Source organism: Acuticoccus kalidii (assembly GCF_021556395.1).
Classification (GTDB): domain Bacteria; phylum Pseudomonadota; class Alphaproteobacteria; order Rhizobiales; family Amorphaceae; genus Acuticoccus; species Acuticoccus kalidii.
Map to the genome: position 1 here is coordinate 84,877 of NZ_JAKGCS010000007.1, position 21,133 is coordinate 106,009.

19 protein-coding genes are annotated in these 21,133 nt (G+C 66.6%); 7 read left to right on the forward strand and 12 right to left on the reverse strand.

The features are described 5' to 3' along the window. Positions 1–8: 8 nt before the first annotated feature. Positions 9–1,229 (reverse strand): MFS transporter, encoded by a 1,221-nt coding sequence (locus tag L1787_RS04000; protein WP_235707246.1) that lies wholly within the window; start codon positions 1,227–1,229, stop codon positions 9–11. Positions 1,230–1,288: 59 nt separating this feature from the next. Further along, a complete protein-coding gene (locus L1787_RS04005; protein WP_235707247.1) occupies positions 1,289–2,353 on the reverse strand; it encodes an FAD-dependent oxidoreductase in 1,065 nt (354 codons plus the stop codon). 97 nt (positions 2,354–2,450) lie between these two features. Between L1787_RS04005 and L1787_RS04010 the strand changes: the two genes are divergently transcribed. The 6 genes from L1787_RS04010 to hflX all read left to right on the forward strand — a co-directional run bounded on the left by L1787_RS04010 (position 2,451) and on the right by hflX (position 10,328). Then, positions 2,451–4,784 (forward strand): sensor histidine kinase NtrY-like, encoded by a 2,334-nt coding sequence (locus L1787_RS04010; RefSeq protein ID WP_235707248.1) that lies wholly within the window; start codon positions 2,451–2,453, stop codon positions 4,782–4,784. After that, on the forward strand, positions 4,784–6,154 hold the full coding sequence (ntrX, locus tag L1787_RS04015) for a nitrogen assimilation response regulator NtrX (RefSeq protein WP_235707249.1): 1,371 nt from the start codon (positions 4,784–4,786) through the stop codon (positions 6,152–6,154). Before L1787_RS04010 ends, ntrX begins: the two co-directional genes overlap by 1 nt. Before the next feature lie 38 nt (positions 6,155–6,192). Further along, positions 6,193–7,569, forward strand: coding sequence for a Trk system potassium transporter TrkA (trkA, locus tag L1787_RS04020; RefSeq protein ID WP_235707250.1), 1,377 nt, complete (start codon positions 6,193–6,195; stop codon positions 7,567–7,569). Between the two features lie 10 nt (positions 7,570–7,579). Beyond that, the gene (locus L1787_RS04025; protein ID WP_235707251.1) at positions 7,580–8,452 is read left to right on the forward strand and encodes a D-amino-acid transaminase; all 873 of its coding nucleotides are present in this window, start codon (positions 7,580–7,582) and stop codon (positions 8,450–8,452) included. Between the two features lie 142 nt (positions 8,453–8,594). Then, the gene (hfq, locus tag L1787_RS04030) at positions 8,595–8,843 is read left to right on the forward strand and encodes an RNA chaperone Hfq (protein ID WP_235707252.1); all 249 of its coding nucleotides are present in this window, start codon (positions 8,595–8,597) and stop codon (positions 8,841–8,843) included. A gap of 120 nt (positions 8,844–8,963) precedes the next feature. Then, a complete protein-coding gene (gene hflX, locus L1787_RS04035; protein WP_235707253.1) occupies positions 8,964–10,328 on the forward strand; it encodes a GTPase HflX in 1,365 nt (454 codons plus the stop codon). A gap of 197 nt (positions 10,329–10,525) precedes the next feature. Here the strand turns inward: hflX and mazG are convergent, their stop codons facing one another. Continuing rightward, complete coding sequence (gene mazG, locus L1787_RS04040; protein ID WP_235707254.1) at positions 10,526–11,302, reverse strand: nucleoside triphosphate pyrophosphohydrolase; 777 nt, start codon at positions 11,300–11,302, stop codon at positions 10,526–10,528. A 235-nt stretch (positions 11,303–11,537) separates the two neighbouring features. On the opposite strand from mazG, the gene L1787_RS04045 reads away from it, so the two are divergent. Next, the gene (locus L1787_RS04045; RefSeq protein ID WP_235707255.1) at positions 11,538–11,993 is read left to right on the forward strand and encodes a DUF2721 domain-containing protein; all 456 of its coding nucleotides are present in this window, start codon (positions 11,538–11,540) and stop codon (positions 11,991–11,993) included. 4 nt (positions 11,994–11,997) lie between these two features. Here L1787_RS04045 and L1787_RS04050 read toward each other — a convergent pair whose 3' ends face one another. The 9 genes from L1787_RS04050 to L1787_RS04090 form a co-directional block, all read right to left on the reverse strand. Next, positions 11,998–12,567 carry a hypothetical protein gene (locus L1787_RS04050; protein ID WP_235707256.1) on the reverse strand — a complete coding sequence of 190 codons (570 nt, stop codon included), beginning with the start codon at positions 12,565–12,567 and terminating at the stop codon, positions 11,998–12,000. Between the two features lie 237 nt (positions 12,568–12,804). Then, on the reverse strand, positions 12,805–13,644 hold the full coding sequence (locus L1787_RS04055) for an MBL fold metallo-hydrolase (RefSeq protein ID WP_235707257.1): 840 nt from the start codon (positions 13,642–13,644) through the stop codon (positions 12,805–12,807). After that, a complete protein-coding gene (locus L1787_RS04060; RefSeq protein ID WP_235707258.1) occupies positions 13,641–14,435 on the reverse strand; it encodes a TatD family hydrolase in 795 nt (264 codons plus the stop codon). Before L1787_RS04060 ends, L1787_RS04055 begins: the two co-directional genes overlap by 4 nt. Next, positions 14,432–15,967 carry a methionine--tRNA ligase gene (gene metG / locus L1787_RS04065; protein ID WP_235707259.1) on the reverse strand — a complete coding sequence of 512 codons (1,536 nt, stop codon included), beginning with the start codon at positions 15,965–15,967 and terminating at the stop codon, positions 14,432–14,434. The genes L1787_RS04060 and metG overlap by 4 nt, the downstream gene beginning before the upstream one ends. 33 nt (positions 15,968–16,000) lie before the next feature. Further along, a complete protein-coding gene (locus L1787_RS04070; protein WP_235707260.1) occupies positions 16,001–17,065 on the reverse strand; it encodes a DNA polymerase III subunit delta' in 1,065 nt (354 codons plus the stop codon). Beyond that, positions 17,065–17,697 (reverse strand): dTMP kinase, encoded by a 633-nt coding sequence (gene tmk, locus L1787_RS04075; RefSeq protein WP_235707261.1) that lies wholly within the window; start codon positions 17,695–17,697, stop codon positions 17,065–17,067. Before tmk ends, L1787_RS04070 begins: the two co-directional genes overlap by 1 nt. 159 nt (positions 17,698–17,856) lie before the next feature. Continuing rightward, a complete protein-coding gene (locus L1787_RS04080) occupies positions 17,857–18,867 on the reverse strand; it encodes a septal ring lytic transglycosylase RlpA family protein (RefSeq protein WP_439648259.1) in 1,011 nt (336 codons plus the stop codon). Between the two features lie 412 nt (positions 18,868–19,279). Beyond that, entirely contained in the window at positions 19,280–20,275 is a 996-nt protein-coding gene (locus L1787_RS04085) for a threonine dehydratase (RefSeq protein ID WP_235707262.1), read from the reverse strand. 90 nt (positions 20,276–20,365) lie between these two features. Beyond that, positions 20,366–21,106 (reverse strand): sulfotransferase-like domain-containing protein, encoded by a 741-nt coding sequence (locus L1787_RS04090; RefSeq protein ID WP_235707263.1) that lies wholly within the window; start codon positions 21,104–21,106, stop codon positions 20,366–20,368. Positions 21,107–21,133 lie beyond the last annotated feature (27 nt).

Sequence of the window (21,133 nt, forward strand, 5' to 3'; positions counted from 1 at the left end):
CGCGTCGGTCAGCGCACGCTCCAATCCGGCGTGCGCACGTTCCGCACGACGAGGAGCGGCACGATCGCGAGGAGCTGGAGCACCAGGAGGATGCTGAGCGCGACCTGGTAGCCCGCTCGTGTCGCGCCGCCCGCGCCGTTGGGGAAGAAATCGAGGACGATCCCGAAGCCCCACTGCACCAGGAAGGCGAAGAAGAACACGATGAAGTTGACCGTCGTGTTCACCCGCCCGGCCATCGCGTTCGGGAAGGACTGGGTGGCGATCCCGTAGCTGAGGACGCCAGCCGAGCCGGTGATGGTGTAGAGGATCCAGAGCGGCGTCGCCGTCTGCGGGGGCAGGACGATGATGAGAAGCTCGACGAGGGCGAAGGCGAAGCTGCCCGCCACGAAGACGTGCACCGCGTGCCCGGAGCGTTCGGCGCGTCCGGTGATGAAGCCGAATCCGAGATAACCGATCAAAAGCCCGATCGAGGTGATCGACAACCACATCGCCGCGGTCGCCGAATCATGGCCCGCCGCCTCGCGGAGCCACGGCCCGGTCCAGAGGCTGACGATCGCCAGCATTCCAGCTTGCGATGTCGCCGAAAGCGGCGCGATCCGCCACATCGCCGGGCTCTTCAGGATGGCGCCGACCTCGATCGCCAGCGTCTTCATCGGGACCGTTCCGACAGGGTCGTTGCGGCGCGGGACGACGAAGAAGATCATCGCGGACACCACCACGACGAGGCCCGCGAGGAGGCCGAACATCGCCCGCCATCCGGTGATGCCGAGGAGCCACTCGGTTGGGCCGCCGCCGAGGGAGGCGCCGATCGCGCCGAACGACATGTGGATGCCGACGACGAGGGGCACGCGCTCCGGCGAGAACCACCGGCGATAGGCCGTGAAGGGCGCCATCAGGCACATCGCGGCGCCGATCCCCATCATGATTCGGCCGAAGAGAAGCTCGGCGAAATCGGTCGCGACGGCGAAGATCACGCAGCCGAGTGCGGCAAGGAGGAGGAGAATGGCCTCCACTCGCCGCGGGCCATATCGATCCATCAGAATGCCGAAGGGGAGCTGGAAGAGGGCGAAGCCGAGGAAATAAAGGCTCGTCAGAAGCCCCAGCTCGCTGGTCGACAGGCCGAGCTCCATCCGCAAGGGATCGCCGGCGACGGCGTTCACCACCCGTAGCAAATAGGCGATCAGGTAAGCGAGGGAGAAGGGGAGTAGAACCCTGAGGGCGAGGATCATAGTGCTCTTGTCTTAGCCAGTTGCCGATCAAAGAGGCAATCTGATTCCGCACGTGCGGCCTAATCCGTCGTCAATCGGCGGACGAAGGCGCGGTCGATCCGGTCCTTCAAACGCCACACGAGGCGGCCTTCGAGGGCGATGCCGTTGCGCGTGCCGATCGCGCGGCGCCCGCCGGTCGACAGGAGGACGAGCCCGTGACGCTGCAACCGGGCGGCCGGCGGCGGGCGATGCGCTGCGATCGCCTCGATGGTCGCGGCAAGATGCGGCCCGGACCGCACGGAAAAGACCCCGGATTTCGGACGCGGATCGTCCGCATTGGTGGCGACGTCGCCGGCGGCGAAGACGTTGGGGTGGGAAAGGGACCGCATGTCGGGCCCCACCGCGAGGAAGCCGTCCGCGGCCTTCGCAAATGGCGTATGGGCGACAAACGCGCCGGGGGCCGGACCGGTGAAGGCGAGGACGATGTCCGCCGGCACCCTCTCCGCGCCGAGCATCACGGCGCCGGGCGCGCACTCTGTCACGGTGCCGAGGCGCAGATCGATCGCGCAGGCGGCGAGACGGGCGAGGATGCGCGCGCGAAAGGCGGCGGGGAAGTCCGGCAGGATCGCGGCACGCTCGATGAGGGTGACGGCGGCGTCCGGCCGCCGCGCCCGCAAGGCGAAGGCGACCTCGACGCCCGCCGCACCCGCGCCGATCACCGCGAAGGATGCAGCGGTCTGAAGGTGCGGGCCGAGCCGCTCCACCACCCCCTCGAGCGGGCGTCCGGGGATCACAGAGGGTGCGGCGAGCGGGCCGGCGCGGCGCGTCTCTCCGCCGGAATTGACGATCAGCGTATCGAAGGACAGCGACCGCCCGTCGGTGAGGACGAGCCGTTCACCATCGGCCTCGCGCGCTTCGCCGACGACGAGATCGACCTCGTGACGGGCGCAAAAGGGCGCGAGCGGCACCCGGATCGCATCGGCCGGATAGATCCCCTCGATCCAACCGGGCACCATTCCGCTATAATGGGTGTGGGGCGAGCGGGTGAGGAGCGTGATGCGCGCATTCGCGGGCGTCCGGCCGAGTTCGCAAAGGGCGACGAGCGCGGCGGGACCCGCGCCCGCGATCACGATATGTGTCGGCATACGGGCATTCCCGGTGCGCATCGCCTTGCATTGCTTGACCGAACCATCCGCGGCCCACATACGTCCTCTTCTTCGCAAGTGAAGTGTAGGAGCGTCCATGAGCGACGCCACCGTTCCTTATAAGCCGCCATTCGATTCGCCCGTGCGCAGCATCGGCGTGGTGCTGATCCCGCTCGCGCTGCTCGCCTGCGCGGCGACCTTCCTGATCCTGACCGGCCTCACGCCGATCACGCCGACCTCGCGCGTCATCATCGTCGCGCTCCTGATCAACGGCGTTCTCGTGATGCTTTTGATGGCCGGCGTCGGTTACGAGATCATCAAGCTCTGGCGGGCGCGCTCGGCGCGGCGCGCGGGGGCGCGGCTTCATGTGCGGATCGTGGCGCTGTTTTCGATCATGGCGGTGCTGCCGGCCGCGCTCGTCGCCGTCGTCGCGACGCTGACGCTCTCGCGCGGTCTCGACCGTTGGTTCGAGGAGCGAACGCACGCGATCGTGGCGAACTCGGTCGCCGTGGCAGACGCCTATGTCGGCGAACATGCCGCCGTGCTGCGCTCCGATCTCGTGGCGATGGCGCGCGACATGGACCGGGCCGAACCGATCTACAGTTTCGAGCCGACCCGGTTCGACGCGTTCTTCCAGACCCAGGCGGGCCTGCGCCAACTGCCGTCCGCCTTCCTGCTCAACGGGGCGGGCGAGGTGCTGACGAAGACCGTCATCAATCCCGAGATCACCCTCAGAATGCCGCCGCCCGATGCGATGCGCGAAGCGCTGAAGGGCGAGCCGGTCCTCATTGCGCCGGGCGAGGCGGATCAGGTCGGCGGCATTATGAAGCTCGATGCCTACCAGGACACCTACCTCTACATCGCCCGCCTGATGGATCCGCAGGTCAACGGCTTCCTGCGCCTGACGCGCGCCAACGCGCAAGAATATATCCAGATGGAGAATTCCCGCCTCGGCGTCTCCGTCGCGTTCGGGCTCGTCTATGCGGGCATCACGATGGTGCTGCTCGTCTGCGCGATCTATCTCGGATTCGGTTTTGCGAACCGCCTCGTCGCACCGATCCGCGAGCTGATCGGCGCCTCGGACGCGGTCGCGAAGGGGGATCTCAATGTCGAGGTGCCCGTGCGCTTCTTCGACGGCGACATCGCCCAACTCGGCGAGACGTTCAACGGGATGACCGAGACGCTGCGCAACCAGCGCGAGGAACTCGTCGCCGCGAACGATCAGCTCGACAGCCGCCGCCGCTTCACTGAGGCGGTGCTCGGCGGGGTGACGGCCGGCGTCATCGGGATCGACGCCGACGACAAGGTGACGCTCGCCAATCCCTCGGCGCTCAACATGCTCGACCTCACCGGGCCGGAGATCGTCGGCAAGCGGGTGAGCGAGGCGGTGCCGGAGCTCGCCCCTGTGCTCGACACCAGCGAGAAGCTGGTGCGCCTGCGCGTGAAGCCCGAGCAGATCAGCCTGCGCCGCAAGGGCCGCGAGCGCACGATCTCCATCCGCGCGACGATCGACCGTGGCGACGTCTCCCGGCCGGGCTACGTCCTCACGCTCGACGACATCACCGATCTCGTCACCGCGCAGCGGACCTCGGCCTGGGCCGACGTCGCGCGACGCATCGCGCACGAGATCAAGAACCCGCTGACGCCGATCCAGCTCTCGGCCGAGCGCATCAAGCGCCGCTATGGCAAGCGCATCGAGGACGATCGCGAAGTGTTCGATCAGTGCGTCGACACGATCGTGCGCCAGGTCGACGATATCGGCCGGATGGTGAACGAGTTCTCGAATTTCGCCCGGATGCCCGCGCCTGCGATGGAGCGGCGCGACGTGCGCGACGCGGTGCGCGAGGCAGTCTTCCTGCAGGGGATCGGCCATGCCTCGGTCGTGACCGAAACGCAGATTCCGGATCGGCCGGTGATCGCCGATTTCGATCAACGCCTCGTGACCCAGGCGCTGTCCAATCTCGTGAAGAACGCCGCCGAGGCGATCGAGCAGACGAGCGAGGAGGACCGCGGCGGCGAGCCCGGCCGGATCCGCGTGCGCCTCTATCACAACGAGGCGGGCGAGGTGGTGACCGACATCATCGACAACGGGATCGGCTTGCCCAAAGTGGGCCGCGAGCGGATCCTCGAGCCCTACATGACGACGCGCGAGAAGGGCACCGGGCTCGGTCTTGCGATCGTGAAGAAGATCGCGGAGGAGCAGGGCGGACGAATCGAGCTTCTCGACGCGGCCGCAGTCAGCGACAATAGCCGCGGGGCTTGCATTCGATTCGTTCTTCCCGGTCTCGAGATCGAAGCGCAGACACAATCGGCCTCACTTGACGGCGAGGCGGTGGCGCGCGACGAACAGACCGAGTCGGCGGCTGAGGGCCACGACGGCAACGGTGCCGTCGATGGATCGTCGACCGCCTCACGTCAGGTGGAGTGCTGATGGCATCGGACATTCTTGTCGTCGACGACGAGATCGACATTCGGAACCTGATCGCCGGCATCCTTGAGGACGAGGGCTACGAAGTTCGTACCGCGGCCGATAGCGACGAGGCGTTGGCGACGATCGGCGCGCGGCGGCCGCAATTGATCTTCCTCGATATTTGGTTGCAAGGCTCCAAGATGGACGGGCTCGCGCTGCTCGACACCATCCGCGCGCAGCATACCTCAATGCCGATCGTCATGATCTCAGGCCATGGCAACATCGAGACGGCCGTCTCCGCGATCAAGCGCGGCGCGTACGACTATATCGAGAAGCCGTTGAAGGCGGACCGTCTCGTGCTTGCGGCCGAGCGGGCGCTCGAGGCTTCGCGCCTGCGCCGCGAGGTCGAGAATCTGCGCACCAAGACCGGCGAGTTCCAGGATCTCATCGGCGGCTCTGCCGTGATGAATCAGCTCCGCGGCACGATCGAGAAGATCGCGCCGACGAACTCGCGCATCATGATCATGGGACCCTCGGGATCCGGCAAAGAGCTGGTCGCCCGGACGATCCACAGAAAATCATCCCGCGCCGAGGCGCCCTTCGTCGTCATCAATTCGGCGACGATCACGCCCGACCGGATGGAAGAGGCGCTGTTCGGCGCCGAGGCGCGGCCCGGCCACGAGCCGTCCGTCGGCGCGCTCGAGGAGGCCCATGGCGGCACCCTCTATCTCGACGAGATCGCCGACATGCCGCTCGAGACGCAGGCCCGCGTGCTGCGCGTCCTCGTCGACCAATCCTTCAACCGTGTCGGTGGCACGCAGAAGGTGAAGGTCAACGTGCGCATCATCTCGTCCTCCTCGCGCGACCTTCAGGAGGAGATCGCCGAGGGGAGGGTGCGGGAAGACCTGTTCCACCGCCTCTCGGTGGTGCCCGTGCGCGTGCCGGCCCTTGCCCAGCGGCGCGAGGACGTGCCGATGCTGATCGACTATTTCTTGCGCCAGACGGCGGAGAATCAGGGGCTGCCGCGCCGTCTCATCGGCGAGGACGCGATGGCCGTTCTTCAGGCGCACGACTGGCCGGGCAATGTCCGTCAGCTCAAGAACAACGTCGAGCGTTTGCTGATCCTCACCCGCGACGGTGATCCCAACGACCCGATCTCGGCCGACTTCCTGCCGAACGAGATCGGCGCGATCGTGCCGCCTCTGTCGTCGCAATCGGGCGGCGAGCACATCATGGCGCTGCCGCTGCGCGATGCGCGCGAGATCTTCGAGCGGGATTATCTGAGGGCGCAGATCAATCGCTTTTCCGGCAACGTTTCGCGCACCGCGGAGTTCGTCGGCATGGAGCGTTCGGCGCTTCACCGCAAATTGAAAACGCTCGGTATCGCGTGAGGCTCATGCCTCGCGCGACCGGCACCCTGGGGCACTAGATGCGCGTCATCATCTGCGGGGCGGGGCAGGTGGGCTTCGGCATTGCCGAACGCCTTTCCTATGAAGGTCACGACGTTTCCGTCATCGACGTGTCGGCTCGCCTCATCACCAATATCCGCGATCAGCTCGATGTGCGGGCGGTCGTCGGCCACGGCTCCCATCCCGACGTTCTCGCCGCCGCCGGCGCGGAAGATGCCGATCTTCTGATCGCCGTCACCCAGGCCGACGAGGTCAACATGGTGGCGAGCCAGGTCGCGCACACGATCTTCCAGATCCCGACCAAGATCGCGCGTGTGCGCGCCCAGTCCTATCTCTCGCCGGTCTATTCGAGCCTGTTTGCCCGCGACCAGCTCCCGATCGACGTGGTGATCTCGCCCGAGATCGAGGTCGGCGAGATGGTGATGCGCCGCCTCGCGCTGCCGGGCGCGGTGGAAACGGTGCGATTCGCCGATGGCAAGATCACCGTCGTCGGCATCCTGTGCGCCGACGATTGCCCCGTCGTCGATACGCCGCTGCGTCAGCTCACCGAGCTCTTTCCCAATCTCGGCTCGGTCGTCGTCGGCGTCTTCCGGCAAGGCCATCTCATCGTCCCGCGCTCGGAGGATATGCTGCGCGTCGGCGATCTCGTCTATGTGGTCGCGCCGCGCGATCAGGTGCGCCGCACGCTCGTCATCTTCGGGCACGAGGAGCCGAAGGCGAGCCGCGTCGTCATCGCCGGCGGCGGCAATATCGGCTTTTATGTCGCCCAGCAGCTCGAACTGCGCGAGCCGCAGACGAAGGTGAAGATCATCGAGGCCTCGCGCCAGCGCGCGCTCGAGATCGCCGACACGCTGCACCGCGCCGTGATCCTCAACGGCTCCGCGCTCGACCAGAACATCCTGCGCGAGGCCGATATCGAGGACGCCGACACGATGGTCGCCCTCACGAACGACGATCAGGCGAACATCATCGCCTGCGTGATGGCGAAGACGCTCGGCTGCGTGCGCAATCTCTCGCTGATCAACAACGTCTCCTATCCCGCCTTCGCCAATGCGCTCGGCATCGACGCCTATGTGAACCCGCGCGCCGTCACGATCAGCCGCGTCCTGCGCCATGTGCGGCGCGGGCGCATCGAGAGCGTCCATTCGCTCCAGAACGGGCAGGCGGAGGTGATCGAGGCCGAGGCGCTCGAGACGTCGCTTCTCGTCGGCCGGCCGCTGCGCGATCTCGACCTTCCGGTCGGGGTGCGGGTGGGCGCGATCATTCGACGCGGTGCGGCCGTCGAGCTTCGCGGTGATACGCAGATTCTGTCCGGCGATCGCGTCATCATGTTCGCGCTCTCCGAAAAGGTGCATCAGGTGGAGCAGATGTTCCGCGTGAGTCTGGAATTCTTCTAAAGGGATCGGGATGAGCCGGATCGCATATGTGAATGGACGCTATGTGCCGCATGGTTCGGCACAGGTGCATGTCGAAGATCGCGGCTACCAGTTCGCCGACGCGGTCTACGAGGTGTGCGAGGTCTTCGACGGCAAGATCGTCGACATGACGCGCCACCTCGATCGGCTCGACCGTTCGCTCCGCGAGCTCTCGATCGGCTGGCCCGTGGCCCGCCCGGCGCTGGAGCGGATCCTGCGCGAGGTCGTGGACCGAAACCGGGTGACGTATGGGCTCGTCTATCTCCAGGTGAGCCGCGGTGTGGCGCGCCGTGACTTTCCGTTCCCGCCGGCCGGGACGAAGCCGGCCCTCGTCGTCACCTCGCGCGCGATTCCCCGCACGGTGGCGGCCAAAGTGGCAGACGAGGGAATTCGCGTCATCACGACACCGGACATTCGCTGGCAGCGGGTCGACATCAAGACGACCGGCCTCCTCGCTCAGGTTCTCGCGAAGGAAAATGCCAAGCGCCACGGCGGCAAAGAGGCCTGGATGTACGACGCTGACGGAAACGTGACCGAAGGCGGCTCGTCAAATGCATGGATCGTCACGGCGGATGGCGTTCTCGTCACACGTCCGGCGGAAAGTGGGATCCTCAAGGGGATCACACGTGCCGCGGTGATGGATTTTGCAGCGCGGGAAGGACTAAAAGTCGAAGAACGTCCCTTTACGATCGACGAAGCCAAACATGCACGTGAAGCGTTCGTGACGTCGGCGACGGGAATCGTTTCACCCGTCGTCCAGATTGACGATGCCATTCTCGGCAACGGGCATCCCGGCGTGTTGGCTTCCGACTTGAGACGACGATTCCACGAGGGCGTCGAGCTTCTGCCAGTACGGGCATATTGACAACACTGTCGCCCCGTATCGGCTTGCGGAGCGACGTTCTTTCTCTAGCTAGATTGAGATCCTCGCTGACTGGTGCCACTTTAACGTGTGTGTCGGCAACCGTGCGAGCTCATGACACAACGATGCGAATGCGGAAATAAAAATGGCTGAAAAAGCTCAGAACCTACAGGACACGTTCCTCAACCACGTCCGAAAGTCGAAGACGCCTCTAACGATTTTCCTGGTGAACGGCGTAAAGCTGCAGGGCGTTTTGACGTGGTTTGACAACTTTTGTGTGCTGCTGCGCCGCGATGGACACTCGCAGCTCGTCTACAAGCACGCGATTTCGACGATCATGCCCAACCAGCCCGTCCAATTGTTCGATCCGAACGAGGACGAGTCGGGCCGCTGACGCGCGATCGAGCCCGTTGACCATGGACGTCGATCGACGCGCCGAAACTTCGCCCCCGCTGAGGCGTTCGCAATCGTGCGCGCCGCGCGGTGGGTTGCGGCATGGACCGAGGGGGTAGCGATGGACGTGCGTGAAGGCGAACGCCGCGCCGAGCTCGGCACCAAGCCGACGGCCGAACCGCAGACCCGCGCAATCGTGCTCCTCCCGATCATCCGGGGTGACGGAGAGGAGCGCCGTCCGCCGGAGGGCCGGCTCGCCGAAGCCGTCGGCCTCGCCGATGCGATCGCACTCGATGTCGTCGAGGCACGCGCCGTGCCCGTGCGCAATCCGCGGCCCGCGACCCTCTTCGGCTCCGGCACCGTCGACGACATCACCGCCGTCGCCAAGGGGGCGGAGGCCGAGCTCGTCGTCGTCGATCATCCGCTGACGCCGGTGCAGCAGCGCAATCTGGAACGCGCTTGGGGCGCCAAGGTGCTCGACCGCACGGCGCTGATCCTCGAAATCTTCGGCGAGCGCGCGCAGACTGCGGAAGGCTCGCTCCAGGTCGAGCTCGCCCATCTCACCTATCAGCGCAGTCGGCTCGTCCGCTCGTGGACCCACCTCGAGCGTCAGCGCGGCGGCTACGGCTTTCTGGGCGGGCCGGGCGAAACGCAGATCGAGGCCGACAGGCGGCAGATCGCCGAGCGGATCGCACGCGTCGAAAAGGCACTCGACGAGGTGCGCCGCACGCGCTCCCTCGCGCGCGAGCAGCGCCGGCGCAACAATCAGCCCGTCGTCGCCCTCGTTGGCTACACCAATGCCGGCAAGTCGACGCTCTTCAACGCGCTCGCCGGCGCCCATGTCGAGAGCCGCGATCTCCTCTTCGCAACCCTCGATCCGACGCTTCGCAAGCTCGACCTGCCGCACGGACGCACCGCGATCTTGTCCGATACGGTCGGCTTCATCTCCCATCTTCCGACGAGCCTCGTCGCCGCCTTCCGGGCGACGCTCGAAGAGGTGACGCTCGCCGATCTCATCGTCCACGTGCGCGACATCTCCCACGAGGAGAGCGAGGCGCAGGCCGAGGACGTGCTCGCCACCTTGCGCGGCATCGGCGTCGAACCGGGCCGGCGCGAGATCCTCGAAGTGTGGAACAAGGCCGATCTTCTCGGTGAGAGTGAGCGGCAGGAGCGGGAAGCGGCGGCATCGGCGCAAGGCGCGGTGCTGATTTCTGCGGAAAAGGGGGAGGGGATCGACCGCCTTCTCGAGGCGATCGAAGGCCGCCTCGCCCGCTATGCCGAGGTGCGCGACGTCACGGTCGACGCGGCCGAAGGTGCGCTGATCGCCTGGCTCTACCGTAACACCGAGGTGTTGGAGCGGGTCGACGCGGAGGAGGCCGTCCACCTCACCATCCGCATTCCCGAGGCGCGGCGGAGCGATACGCTGCACCGTCTCGGTATCGAGGAGCCGGAAGTGCCGGCGCCCAGCGAGCCTTACCAGCCTTGAGCGACGGATTCCGGCCCGTCTCTTAGCGGAGCGGCCGTTTCCGCGTCCAAGTTCGGGACCGGCGGCGGCCGGATCCGCTGGACGGGGAAGGGTGGTCCGATCCGCTAGCGGGGAAGGGCGGTTCGACCCGGCGAAGAGAAGGGCGGTTCACCCTGCCAGAAGGGAAGGCGGCTCGCCCCGCCAGAAGGGAAGGCGGCTCACCCCGCGGCTTTCGCCCGCTCCCACCGCCGGTCCCATTCCTCGAGCGACTGACCGCCGAGTGTCGCGCCCTCCTCCCGCGCCGCCGCTTCCATGTGGCGGACGCGCTTGGCGAATTTCGCATTCGTCGCCCGCAGCGCCGCGTCGGCATCGATCCCGGCATGGCGTGCGAAATTGACGAGGGTGAAGAGGAGGTCGCCGAATTCGGCTTCCGCGCCGGCCTTGTCTCCGGCCTCGGTGGCGGCGGCGAACTCTCCGACTTCCTCGGTGATCTTGTCGAGAACGCCGGTCTGGTTCGGCCAGTCAAAGCCGACCTTCGCCATGCGCGATTGGAGTTTCTCCGCCCGCACCAGGCTCGACAGATTGACTGGCACATCCTCGATCAACCCGTCGGGTTTGCCGGCCCGCTCCTCGGCCTTGATCTCGTCCCAGACGCGCTTGATCTCCTCCGGCGTCCGGGCCCGCCCGTCGCTGAAGACGTGCGGATGACGGCGCACCAGCTTCTCGTTGATCGCCGTCGCCACGTCGTCGAAATCGAAGAGGCCGTCTTCCTCGGCCATCTGCGCGTGGAAGACGACCTGGAGGAGGAGGTCGCCGAGCTCGTCCTTGAGGTCGGCGATATTGCCGCGCTCGATCGCGTCGGCGACCTCGTAGGCTTCCTCGATGGTGTAGGGGGCGATGGTCTCGAAGGTCTGTGCGAGATCCCAGGCGCAGCCCCCGTCGGGATTGCGGAGCTGGGCCATAATCTCGCGCAGGCGGTCAATCGGAGTGGTCATCTTGTCTCCCTTGCCACGAACGTGGCGGACCGGCTTGCCGCGATCGCAGCGCACCGTGTCCCGCATCACCGGACGGAACCACTAAAGCACCTTGGCCGGCGATGACATCGTTCCGTGCGCTGGTCCCGGATTATGAACGACGATCCGAGCGGCTCGGGGCGTTTTCTCCGCGGGTCGATTCAAATGGCGGGCGAGCTGCTCTAGTGTCCGTCGCTCGACCCACGGAGCCCGCAAGATGGACGATGTTTCGACCTTCGCCTCGGTGAGCGAGACGATCCGCATCGCGTTCGCGCCGATCTTCCTGCTGGCCGGCATCGGTGCGATGCTCAACGTCATGACCGGGCGGCTCGGCCGGATCGTCAACCGCGCGCGGGTGGTGTTGGAGAATGCGCGGATGCGCAAGGCCGACCGTGCCGATTGCCGGTTGGAGCTCGCGCTGATCGACAAGCGGATCCTCGCGATCAACCTGTCGATCATCCTGTGCGTCGCCTCAGCGCTCGCGACGTGCCTTCTGGTGGCGCTTCTTTTCATCTCGGAGATGATGCACCTCGAGATCGCCTCCATCGTCGCGACCGCATTCGTGACGTCGATGGTGCTCCTGATGGCAGGGCTCATCTGCTTTCTCGTCGAGGTGAGGCTGTCCCTGAGGGCGCTCCATTTCAGCCGGGAGAAGCTGCCCGACGACGACTGACGCCTCAGGCCGGGCAGTCGCTCACGCCGATATCGGTTTCGACGAACACCTCGCCATCGACGGTGCGGAAAACGTAGCGGATGCGCCAGCCGGCGCGGAGCTTGTCCCGATAGTCCTCGGCGCAGACTGCGCGGAGCGTCTCGTCGCGAAAGGCCGCCTTGGCATCTTCGCTCGCGCCCTCGAAGGTCGCGGGAAGGACATAGCCGAAAACGAGCGTCTTTCCGTCGGCCGTCGCGGTCTCCCAACGGATTCCGCTCGACAAGGTGCGCGGCAGACGCTGAGACGTGATCGCCGCTTCGGCCGCGACCTCGTCCTCGACGCTGACGACCGGCTCCAGCGCCTTGAAGACCGCCATCGGCGCGAATGCGAGAATGAACGCGAGCGGCACGGCGTAACGGCGAAATCCGGGCCATGGGGTCGACGCGAGATAGAGCACCAACGCCAGCGCGAGCGCGCCGAGCAGAATGCGGCCGGCGAGCCAGGCGATGGCCTCGCTGTCGAGGCCCTGGACGGACGCCGCGACGACGAGGCCGGCGACGCTCGCTGCAGCGAGGAGAATGGCGAACAATCTCATGAGGGTTCAAAGTCCCAATGCGCGGGTCGGTGACGGCCGGCGGTCGGAGCGAGGGCCGATGATGAGGGGGCTCCGTTCGGCCCTCCGCCGATCATGGCGACCCCATAATGCCAGTCGCATAAGATGGATTATGGAACGCACGAATCGATCCGTGAGATCGGGTGGAAGGCCGCGAGCCGCCCGGAAACGGCAATAACGCCTCTCGGAGGCGTCAGGAGCGGTCGAGCGCTCCCGAAATCATAGGGTTGAGCTCAGGCTTTTCACGCGCCCTGCGTCCTCATAAGGCGCTTCGAGGCGCATCAGGTCGAACGCCGGCACCACGTGCTCCGGCAGATAGTCCGCCAGCGACGCGTAATCGAGATCGTGATGGAGGTTCGTGAGAACGCCTGATTTGGCGCGCATCCGGTCGATCCATCCGACGGCTTCGTCGACCGTCAGATGGCTCGCATGGGTGGTGTAGCGCAGCGCGTCGATGATCCACACGTCGAGATCTTCGAGATGCGCGAGCGAATGCGGTGGCAGATCGTGAAGGTCGCTCGAATAAGCGAGATTGCCGATCCGGTAGCCGAGCGAGCGGATATGGCCGTGGAGCTGCTCGAACGGCAGCAGCGTCAGCGGACCGCCGGGGCCGTCGATCGTCACCGGCGCGCCGGGCTCGACGATGTGCGCGTTGAGGATCGCCGGATAGCCCTTGGCGACCTCCTTGAAGCAGTACGCGAACGCCTCGCGGGCGCGCTCGAAGGTCGGCTCGTCCATATAGACGTCGACCCGGCGCTTGCGCGCGACGGCGAGCCCGCGCAGATCGTCGATCCCGTGCAGGTGGTCGGCATGGGGATGGGTGTAAAGAACGGCATCGAGATGCGATACGCCCGCCGACAGGAGCTGCTCGCGCATGTCGGGTCCGCTGTCGATCAGGACGCGCGTCGTCCCATCCCGCCCGACGCGCTCGACGAGCAGCGAGCAGCGCCGACGCCGGTTCTTCGGGTTCGCCGGATCGCACGCGCCCCATTCGCCGTCGATGCGCGGCACACCGCCGGACGAACCGCAGCCGAGGATCGTATAAACGAGACGGGTCATGCCGCGCTCGCCGGAGCCCTGACCTTGGAAAACAGACGGTAGAAATTTTCCGTCGTCGCTTCGCCGAGCTGTTCGGGGGCGATGCCGATCGCTTCGGCGAGCACCGTCGCCGTGTCCGCGACGAAGGCCGGCTCGTTGCGCTTGCCGCGGTTCGGCGGCGGGGCGAGATAGGGTGCGTCCGTCTCGACGAGCATCCTGTCGAGCGGCACCTCGCGCGCGACGTCTCGTATCGCCTCGGCATTGCGGAAGGTGACGATACCGGAGAACGAGACCATCAGCCCCAGAGCGAGCCCGCGGCGGGCAAGCTCGGCGCCGGAGGAGAAGCAGTGGAGAATCGCGTTGAACGCGCCCTTCCCCATTTCGTCCTCCAGGATCTCGGCGATGTCCGTGTCGGCCTCGCGGGCGTGGATGACGAGCGGCAGGCCGGTCTCCCGCGCGGCGGCGATGTGGCGGCGGAAGCCTTCCGCCTGCGCCTCGCGGGGCGACTTGTCATAATGATAATCGAGACCCGCCTCCCCGATCGCCACCACCTTCGGGTTCTCGGCGAGCCGCACGAGGTCGGCGACGGTGATGTCGAGTTCCTCGTCGGCATTGTGCGGATGGGTGCCGATCGAGGCGTAGACGTCATCATAGCGGTCGATGATCGCCTGGAGGCGGTCGAACTGCTTCACGCGGGTCGAGATCGTCACGAACCGCTCGACGCCGCGTGCCCGCGCACGGTCGAGGAGCGCATCGCGGTCCGCCTCGAAATCGGGGAAATCGAGATGACAGTGACTGTCGACGAGCCTCATGATGCGGCGGGCTCCTCGAGTTTCGGAACGATCGGCTTCGGCGCCGGCAAGGCCGTGCCGGCCACGAGGGGCGTTCCGAGCGCGGCGAGCGTGCGCTGATCCTGCGGCACCGCGAGAAGGTCGAGAAGGTCCGCCGCCGTCTTCGGGACGAACGGCAGGAGGAGGATCCCGAACCAACGCAGAGCCTCGGCGGTGACGCCGAGAACGGTCGCCATCCGCGCCGGATCGCTCTTGCGCAGCACCCACGGCTCTTGCGCCGCAAAATAGCGGTTCGCCTCCGACACGACCTCGAAGATCGCGCCGAGGGCGGTGTGGAGCGCCTGGGTGTCGATCGCCTTGCGGCAGGCGTCCGGCAACGTCGCGACACGCGCCAGAAGCGCCTCGTCGGCCTCGGTGCGGGTTCCATAATCGGGCACCGCGGCGTCGCAATGCTTGTTGATCATGGAGAGCGAACGCTGTGCCAGATTGCCGATATCGTTGGCGAGATCGGCGTTCACGCGGTTGATGAAGCTCTCAACCGACCAGTTCCCGTCCTGTCCGAACGGCACTTCGCGCAGGAAATAATGGCGGATCGGATCGACGCCGAACGCCTCGATCAACGCGAACGGGTCGAGCACGTTGCCGACCGACTTCGACATCTTCTCGCCGGCATTGAACAGGAAGCCGTGGCCATAGACCCGGCGCGGCACCGCGATGCCGGCGCTCATCAAAAAGGCAGGCCAGTAGATCGTGTGGAAGCGGACGATGTCCTTGCCGATGATGTGGAGGTCGGCCGGCCAATATTGCGCAAAACGGTCCGCGTCGTCGGGATAGCCGGTGCTCGTGATGTAGTTGGTGAGCGCGTCCACCCAGACGTACATCACATGGTCCGGGTCGCCCGGCACCGGGATCCCCCAGTCCAGCGTCGTGCGCGAGATCGACAGATCCTTGAGCCCGCTCTTCACGAACGCCACGACCTCGTTGCGCCGGGTCGTCGGGCCGACGAAATCGGGATTTTCCTCGTAAAGCGCGAGGAGACGGTCCTGGAAGGCGGAGAGGCGGAAGAAATAGCTCGGCTCTTCCATCCACTGGACGGGCGCGCCGGTCGGCGCACGTTTGACGCCGCCCTCCTCCGTCAACTCGCTTTCGGAGAAGAACGCCTCGTCCCGCACCGAGTACCAGCCGCCATACTGGCCGAGATAGATGTCCCCGGCGTCCTGCATCGCGGTCCAGATCGCCTGGCTCGCCTTGACGTGCCGGGCCTCGCGCGTGGTGATGAAATCGTCCTGCGAGGCGTTCAGCGCCTCGGCCATCTTGCGAAACAGCGGCGTGTTGCGGTCGGCGAGCTCTTCGGCGGTGATGCCGAGCGCGGTCGCGGTCTCGACCATCTTCTGCCCGTGCTCGTCCGTGCCGGTGCAGAAATGGACGTCATACCCGTCGAGGCGCTTGAAACGCGCGATCGCGTCGGCCGCGATCAGCTCGTAAGCGTGACCGATATGCGGGGCGCCATTCGGATACGAGATGGCTGTGGTGATGGTATAGCGAGGCTTCATGTTGCACTGCATCTGCTGCCTTGAGGCGGATTGTCAAGCAGCGTTCGCCGCCGCCCGGTCCGCCGCCGCAAGTCGGTCACAAAGGGCGAGCACGACCTCTTTGCGGTCGAGGTTGAAAACATCGACGCGCCGGCTGTCGGCGACCGCGTCGAGATAGGCTTGGGCATAGGCGTCGAGGGCGGCGAGGGGCAGGCGCGCGGCCCCTTCCCTCACCCGGTTCGCCATCGCGTCGAGCACGAGATCGACGACGGTCGCGAACTGGTCGTCCTTCCGCTGCGCGGCGAGCTCGGCGAGCTGATGGTGATGGCGGACGTCGCGGATCGCGGTGCGCGCCAGAAGTCGGCGCGTCTGATGGACGAGATCGGCGCCCGCCGCGGCGAGGATCAAGGCGCGGCGCAGGCTGCCCTCCCCGGCTTCGGCAAGGCTCGGATCCTCGTTCATCGTGGCAAGCGCGCGCCGCATCTCCGCGTCCGTCAGCGGACGCAGCCGGATCGACCGGCAGCGCGAGCGGATCGTCGGCAGGACGCGGCCCGCAATATGGGCGACCAGAATGAAGATCGTGCGCTTTGGCGGCTCTTCGAGCGCCTTCAACAGGGCGTTGGCGGCGTTGATGTTCATGTCGTCCACCGCGTCGACGATGACGACGCGCCAGCCGCCATCGGCCGAGGTGGAGCCCAGAAACGGAACGATCCGGCGCACCACGTCGACTGTGAGGTCGCCCTTGAAGCGCTTCGCCTTCTCGTCATAAGGGCGCGTCAGGTGCATGAGGCCTGGATGCGTACCGGCGGCGACTTGCCGGGCGGTGCGCCCTTCCGGGTCGCTCGCAAGGTCGGCCGGAAGCGCTTCCCCCGGCACCGTCGACAGGAGCGCACGGGCGAGGCGAAAGGCGAGCGTCGCCTTGCCGATCCCGCGCGGGCCTTCGAGGAGGATCGCCTGCGGCGGCGTCTTCTCGAAGGCGGCGGCGAGACGGGAGACCGGCTCGGCATGGCCGAACAGGCGCGTCGTCTCCCGCGGCGGCGGCGCGTTGTCGAGAAGGTCGGGTTCGGCCGGCGCGGCTTCCACCATCGCCGCCTTCGGAACGCGAGGCTGGCGCGCCATCAGCCCTCCTTCGCGAGGCCGAGACGGGCCTCCACGACCGGCCAGATCGCCTCGGCGAGACGGTCGGCCGGAAGGCTCGCATCGAACACGACGCAGCGATCGGGCTCACGGGCCGCAATGTCGAGAAAGACGGCGCGGCGGGCGGCCTGGGTCTCGAGGTCGTCCTTCTCGAACGGGTCGAGGGCCTCGCGGCCGCGGGCGCGAGCGATTCCGTCCTCCGGGGCGATATCGAGGATCAGCGTCAGGGTGGGCATCACCGGGCCGACGGCGACGAGGCGCAGCAGCGACAGCATCTGCGTCGGCACACCGGCCGAACCCTGATAGGCCTCGGTGGAATCGGCGAAGCGGTCGCAGATCACGGTCTGTCCGGCCTTCAGCGCCGGGGCGATCAAGGTGTCGACATGGTCGGCGCGGGCGGCGGCGAAGAGCATCGCCTGCTCGGTCGGATCGAGCGCGCGGCCGGCCTCCGTCAGCAGCGCCGTGCGCAGCCGTTCGGCCCAAGCCGAGCCGCCGGGCTCCCGCGTCAGCACGACATCGCACCCACGGGCGCGCAGGCGCTGGGTGAGGCGCTTGGCCTGGGTGGATTTCCCGGCCCCCTCGCCGCCTTCGAATGTGATGAATGCGCCCTTCAAGGCGTCAGGCTCCGAGCCGTCGCAGCAACATGGGGGGAGTTGAACGGGCAAGCGCCGATCGCGCAAGACTTTTCAAGTTGCGATCGCCAACCCGTACGCGCGGTGATCATGACGGGGGGACCTGAATGCGAAAGCGGGCCACTCGGGCCCGCTTCGAACTTATTGCGCGGCGGCCGTCTCGTCGTCGGCGGCGGGCGCCTCCGGCGCTGCGCTCGCGGTCTCCGGCGTTTCGGCGCTCTCGGCCATCGGCGCCATGCCGAGGGAGGCGAACATGTCGTGCGCGCCCATCACCCGGCCCTGGCTTTCTTCCTCGGCCGTTTCCGGCAGCGGCTGCACGGCAACCGGGGGCGCCTTTTCGGCTTCCATGGCGGCGAGCGCGGCCTCGGCGTTCATCGTCTCGAGGGCGTCCATCGGGCCGTCCGAGGATTCCTGATAGGCGGAGGCGGAGGCGGGCGTCATCGCGTCGGCGTTCGGACGCATCGGCGGATCCGGAAGATGGACGCCCGGCAGGGAGCCGTTGCGCGCGATGCGGCCGCTGCTTTCGCGGCTCGGCGTCATCGGCGCGTCCGTCGCGGCCGCGAGGCGAACCTCGATGTCCTTGGCGTCCTTGTCCTTGTTGCCGCCGAAGCCGAAGAAGCCACGCGAGGGCTGCTTACCGGGCTGGGTCTTGTTGAACTCGGCTTCGGCCGCGAGGGTCTCCTTATCGGAGCCACCGACGGGGGCGGGGCCGAGATATTCGACGCGGACCTTCGCCGAGCCGTTGAGGCGGAAGCCGAGCTTCACCGCGGCGGCCTTCGACACGTCGATGATGCGGTTGCCGTGGAACGGTCCGCGATCGTTGACCCGGACGACGGTCGACTTGCCGGTCTTCGCCACGGTGATGCGGACATAAGACGGAATGGGCAGCGTCGGATGGGCGGCGGTCAGCGCGTTCTGATCGAAACGTTCACCGTTCGCGGTCGACTTGCCGTGAAATTTCGGCCCGTACCACGAGGCCATGCCGACCTCGTTATAGTCCTCGTCGACCTCGGGGTGATACCAGCGGCCGCCCACTTTGTAGGGCTTGCCGATCATTTTGCGGCCTTCGACATTCTTGGTGTCGCCACCATCCGTCGCGAGGGCCGTTTCGATCGAAGAGACGCTACCACCGCATCCTGCAAGCCCCAACACGCCTACGCATAGGACAACGGGCAACAGGGATCTGCGGACCAGGGTTTGCACTGGACATGACCTTTTGTCTGCAGGAGGGCGTACGCTCCCCTCGGGCACGGAAAACACTACGCTTCGCAAAAGCGCGTGCCCACCGACTTGGCCAATCTGTCTAAACAGAAACTTTACGGGTCGACTTTTTTGCCACAGACTTTCTGCGGACCCCGCCCATGTAGGGAACCCGCGGCACCCGTGCCCGTTTCGATTAAAGGATAAAATCGCGCCGATTTCCCAACGATTTGGAGCGTGTCGCCGAGGGCACACCGAAGGAAAAGGGATTCGCGGCGGGCCCTCTTCCTCAGGCGTCGCGTCCGGTGTCAAGAAATTCGTTCCGAGGCGTGAAACCCGCTGTTTTCAACAGCCGACTCACCGATCAACTGATGAGTGCGACCGCCTCGGCCACGCCGACACGGGGCGTGTGCCCCGCCAGCACCTCCGCAAACACCGCCGTGTCGACATTCCCGCCGCTGAGGATCACGCCGACATTGCGCCCGGCCATCGCGTCCCGCTCCTTCATGAGCCCGGCGAGCGCGGCCGCGCCGGCCCCTTCGGCGACATTGTGCGTGGCGCGGAAATAGAGCCGCATCGCGGCGGCGATCTCCTCGTCGGAGACCGTCAGGATCCGTTCCGCCCCGGCTTTATAGATCGCGAACGCGTCGTCCATGATGACACGGGTCGCGATGCCGTCGGCGAAGGTGTCGGCGGTCTCCGTGTTCATCGGCCGCCCGGCGGCGACGGAGCGCTTCACCGCGTCCGCCCTCTCGGAGACGACGCCGACGATCTTGGTCTTGAGGCCGAGCGCGTTGCGCACATGGATGAGGCCGCAAATGCCGGATCCGCAGCCGATCGAGACATAGATCGTATCGAGGTCGGAGACCGCCCGCATCAGTTCGAGCGCATAGGTCGCGACGCCGGCGACGATTGCCTCGTGAAAGGGCGGGACGAACGCGTAGCCGCGTTGGTCGGCGTCCTTTTGCGCGGCGACGCGCGCCTCGTCGAAATCACGGCCGGTCTCGATCAGGATGCCGCCGAAGGCGCGCATCGCGGCGTTCTTCTCGGTCGAGTTGCCGATCGGGACATAGATCCGGGGGACGAGGCCGGCCGCTTTCGCCGCCATCGCCTGCCCCTGTCCGTGATTGCCCCGCGTCGCGGTGACGATGCCGCCGACTTCGGGATGGGTGCGCTTCAGCCAATCCATATAACTGAGGCTGCCGCGGATCTTGAAGGCGCCGATCGCGGTGTGGTTCTCGTGCTTGACCCACACATTCGCGCCGACCGCCGAGGAGATCTGCGGCCACATGAATTGCGGCGTCTGCGGCATGTGGCGATAGATGATGCGCGCGGCGCTTTCGATCGTCTCGAGCTTCATCGGACCCCCTCCCCGCAGATTTCGTTCTGCTTGTTTTCACCATGATCGCGGACCATCCATCCTGACAAGGAGAGATTGCGGGCTGCGCGATCAAAGCGCGTGGGCGGCGAGGCGCTCATAATATGGGCGCGCCTCGTCGGCGAGCGCGCGGGCGCGATCGGTGATCGGCGGGGCGGTCTCGCGCGGCGGGGCGAACCCCGTCGAGGCGATCACCGAATGATACCAATGCGGCGCCCACACCCCGTCTTCGGGGCGCGGACCGGGCTCCCAGGAGAGCATCGCCGGGTCGAAGGGAATGGCGAGCGCGGCGCACAGGGCCGCGAGCGCCTCCCGCGGGGCCGACGCGATGCGCGCGGCATCGATGACCGGCGGGGCGCGTCCGATCCGGTCGGCCTCGCGGTCGAACAGCTCACGCTGGCGCACGATGCCGAGATCGTCGAGCGTCGGCTCTTCGCGCTTGACCTCGTAGCTCGCCGCGACGAGGGCCGGATCGCGAATGAGGAAGGCGCTCGTCACCCCCTCGGTCCACGACAGATCGAAAGCGTCGATCATGTGGTGGGTCATCTGCTTCTGGTAGAAGATCGGCTTGCCGCCGGGCACCGGGCCGAGGCACGCCCGCGCGACCGCCGCCGGGTCCGTGTCGTAGGCGGCGAGGATCGCCTCACGCATCGGATGGTCGAGACCGGTGGCGGCGAGGAAGGCGGCATAAAACGGCTCATCCGAGACGGCCGTGTCGGATCGCGCACCGAAGGAGCGCATCATCGCGGTCGACAGATTGCGCGGCCCGGACCACATCGCGATCCGCACCGGGGGCTCGGCCTCATTCGTCATGGCGTCTCGTTCGTCGTCCGGCGGACC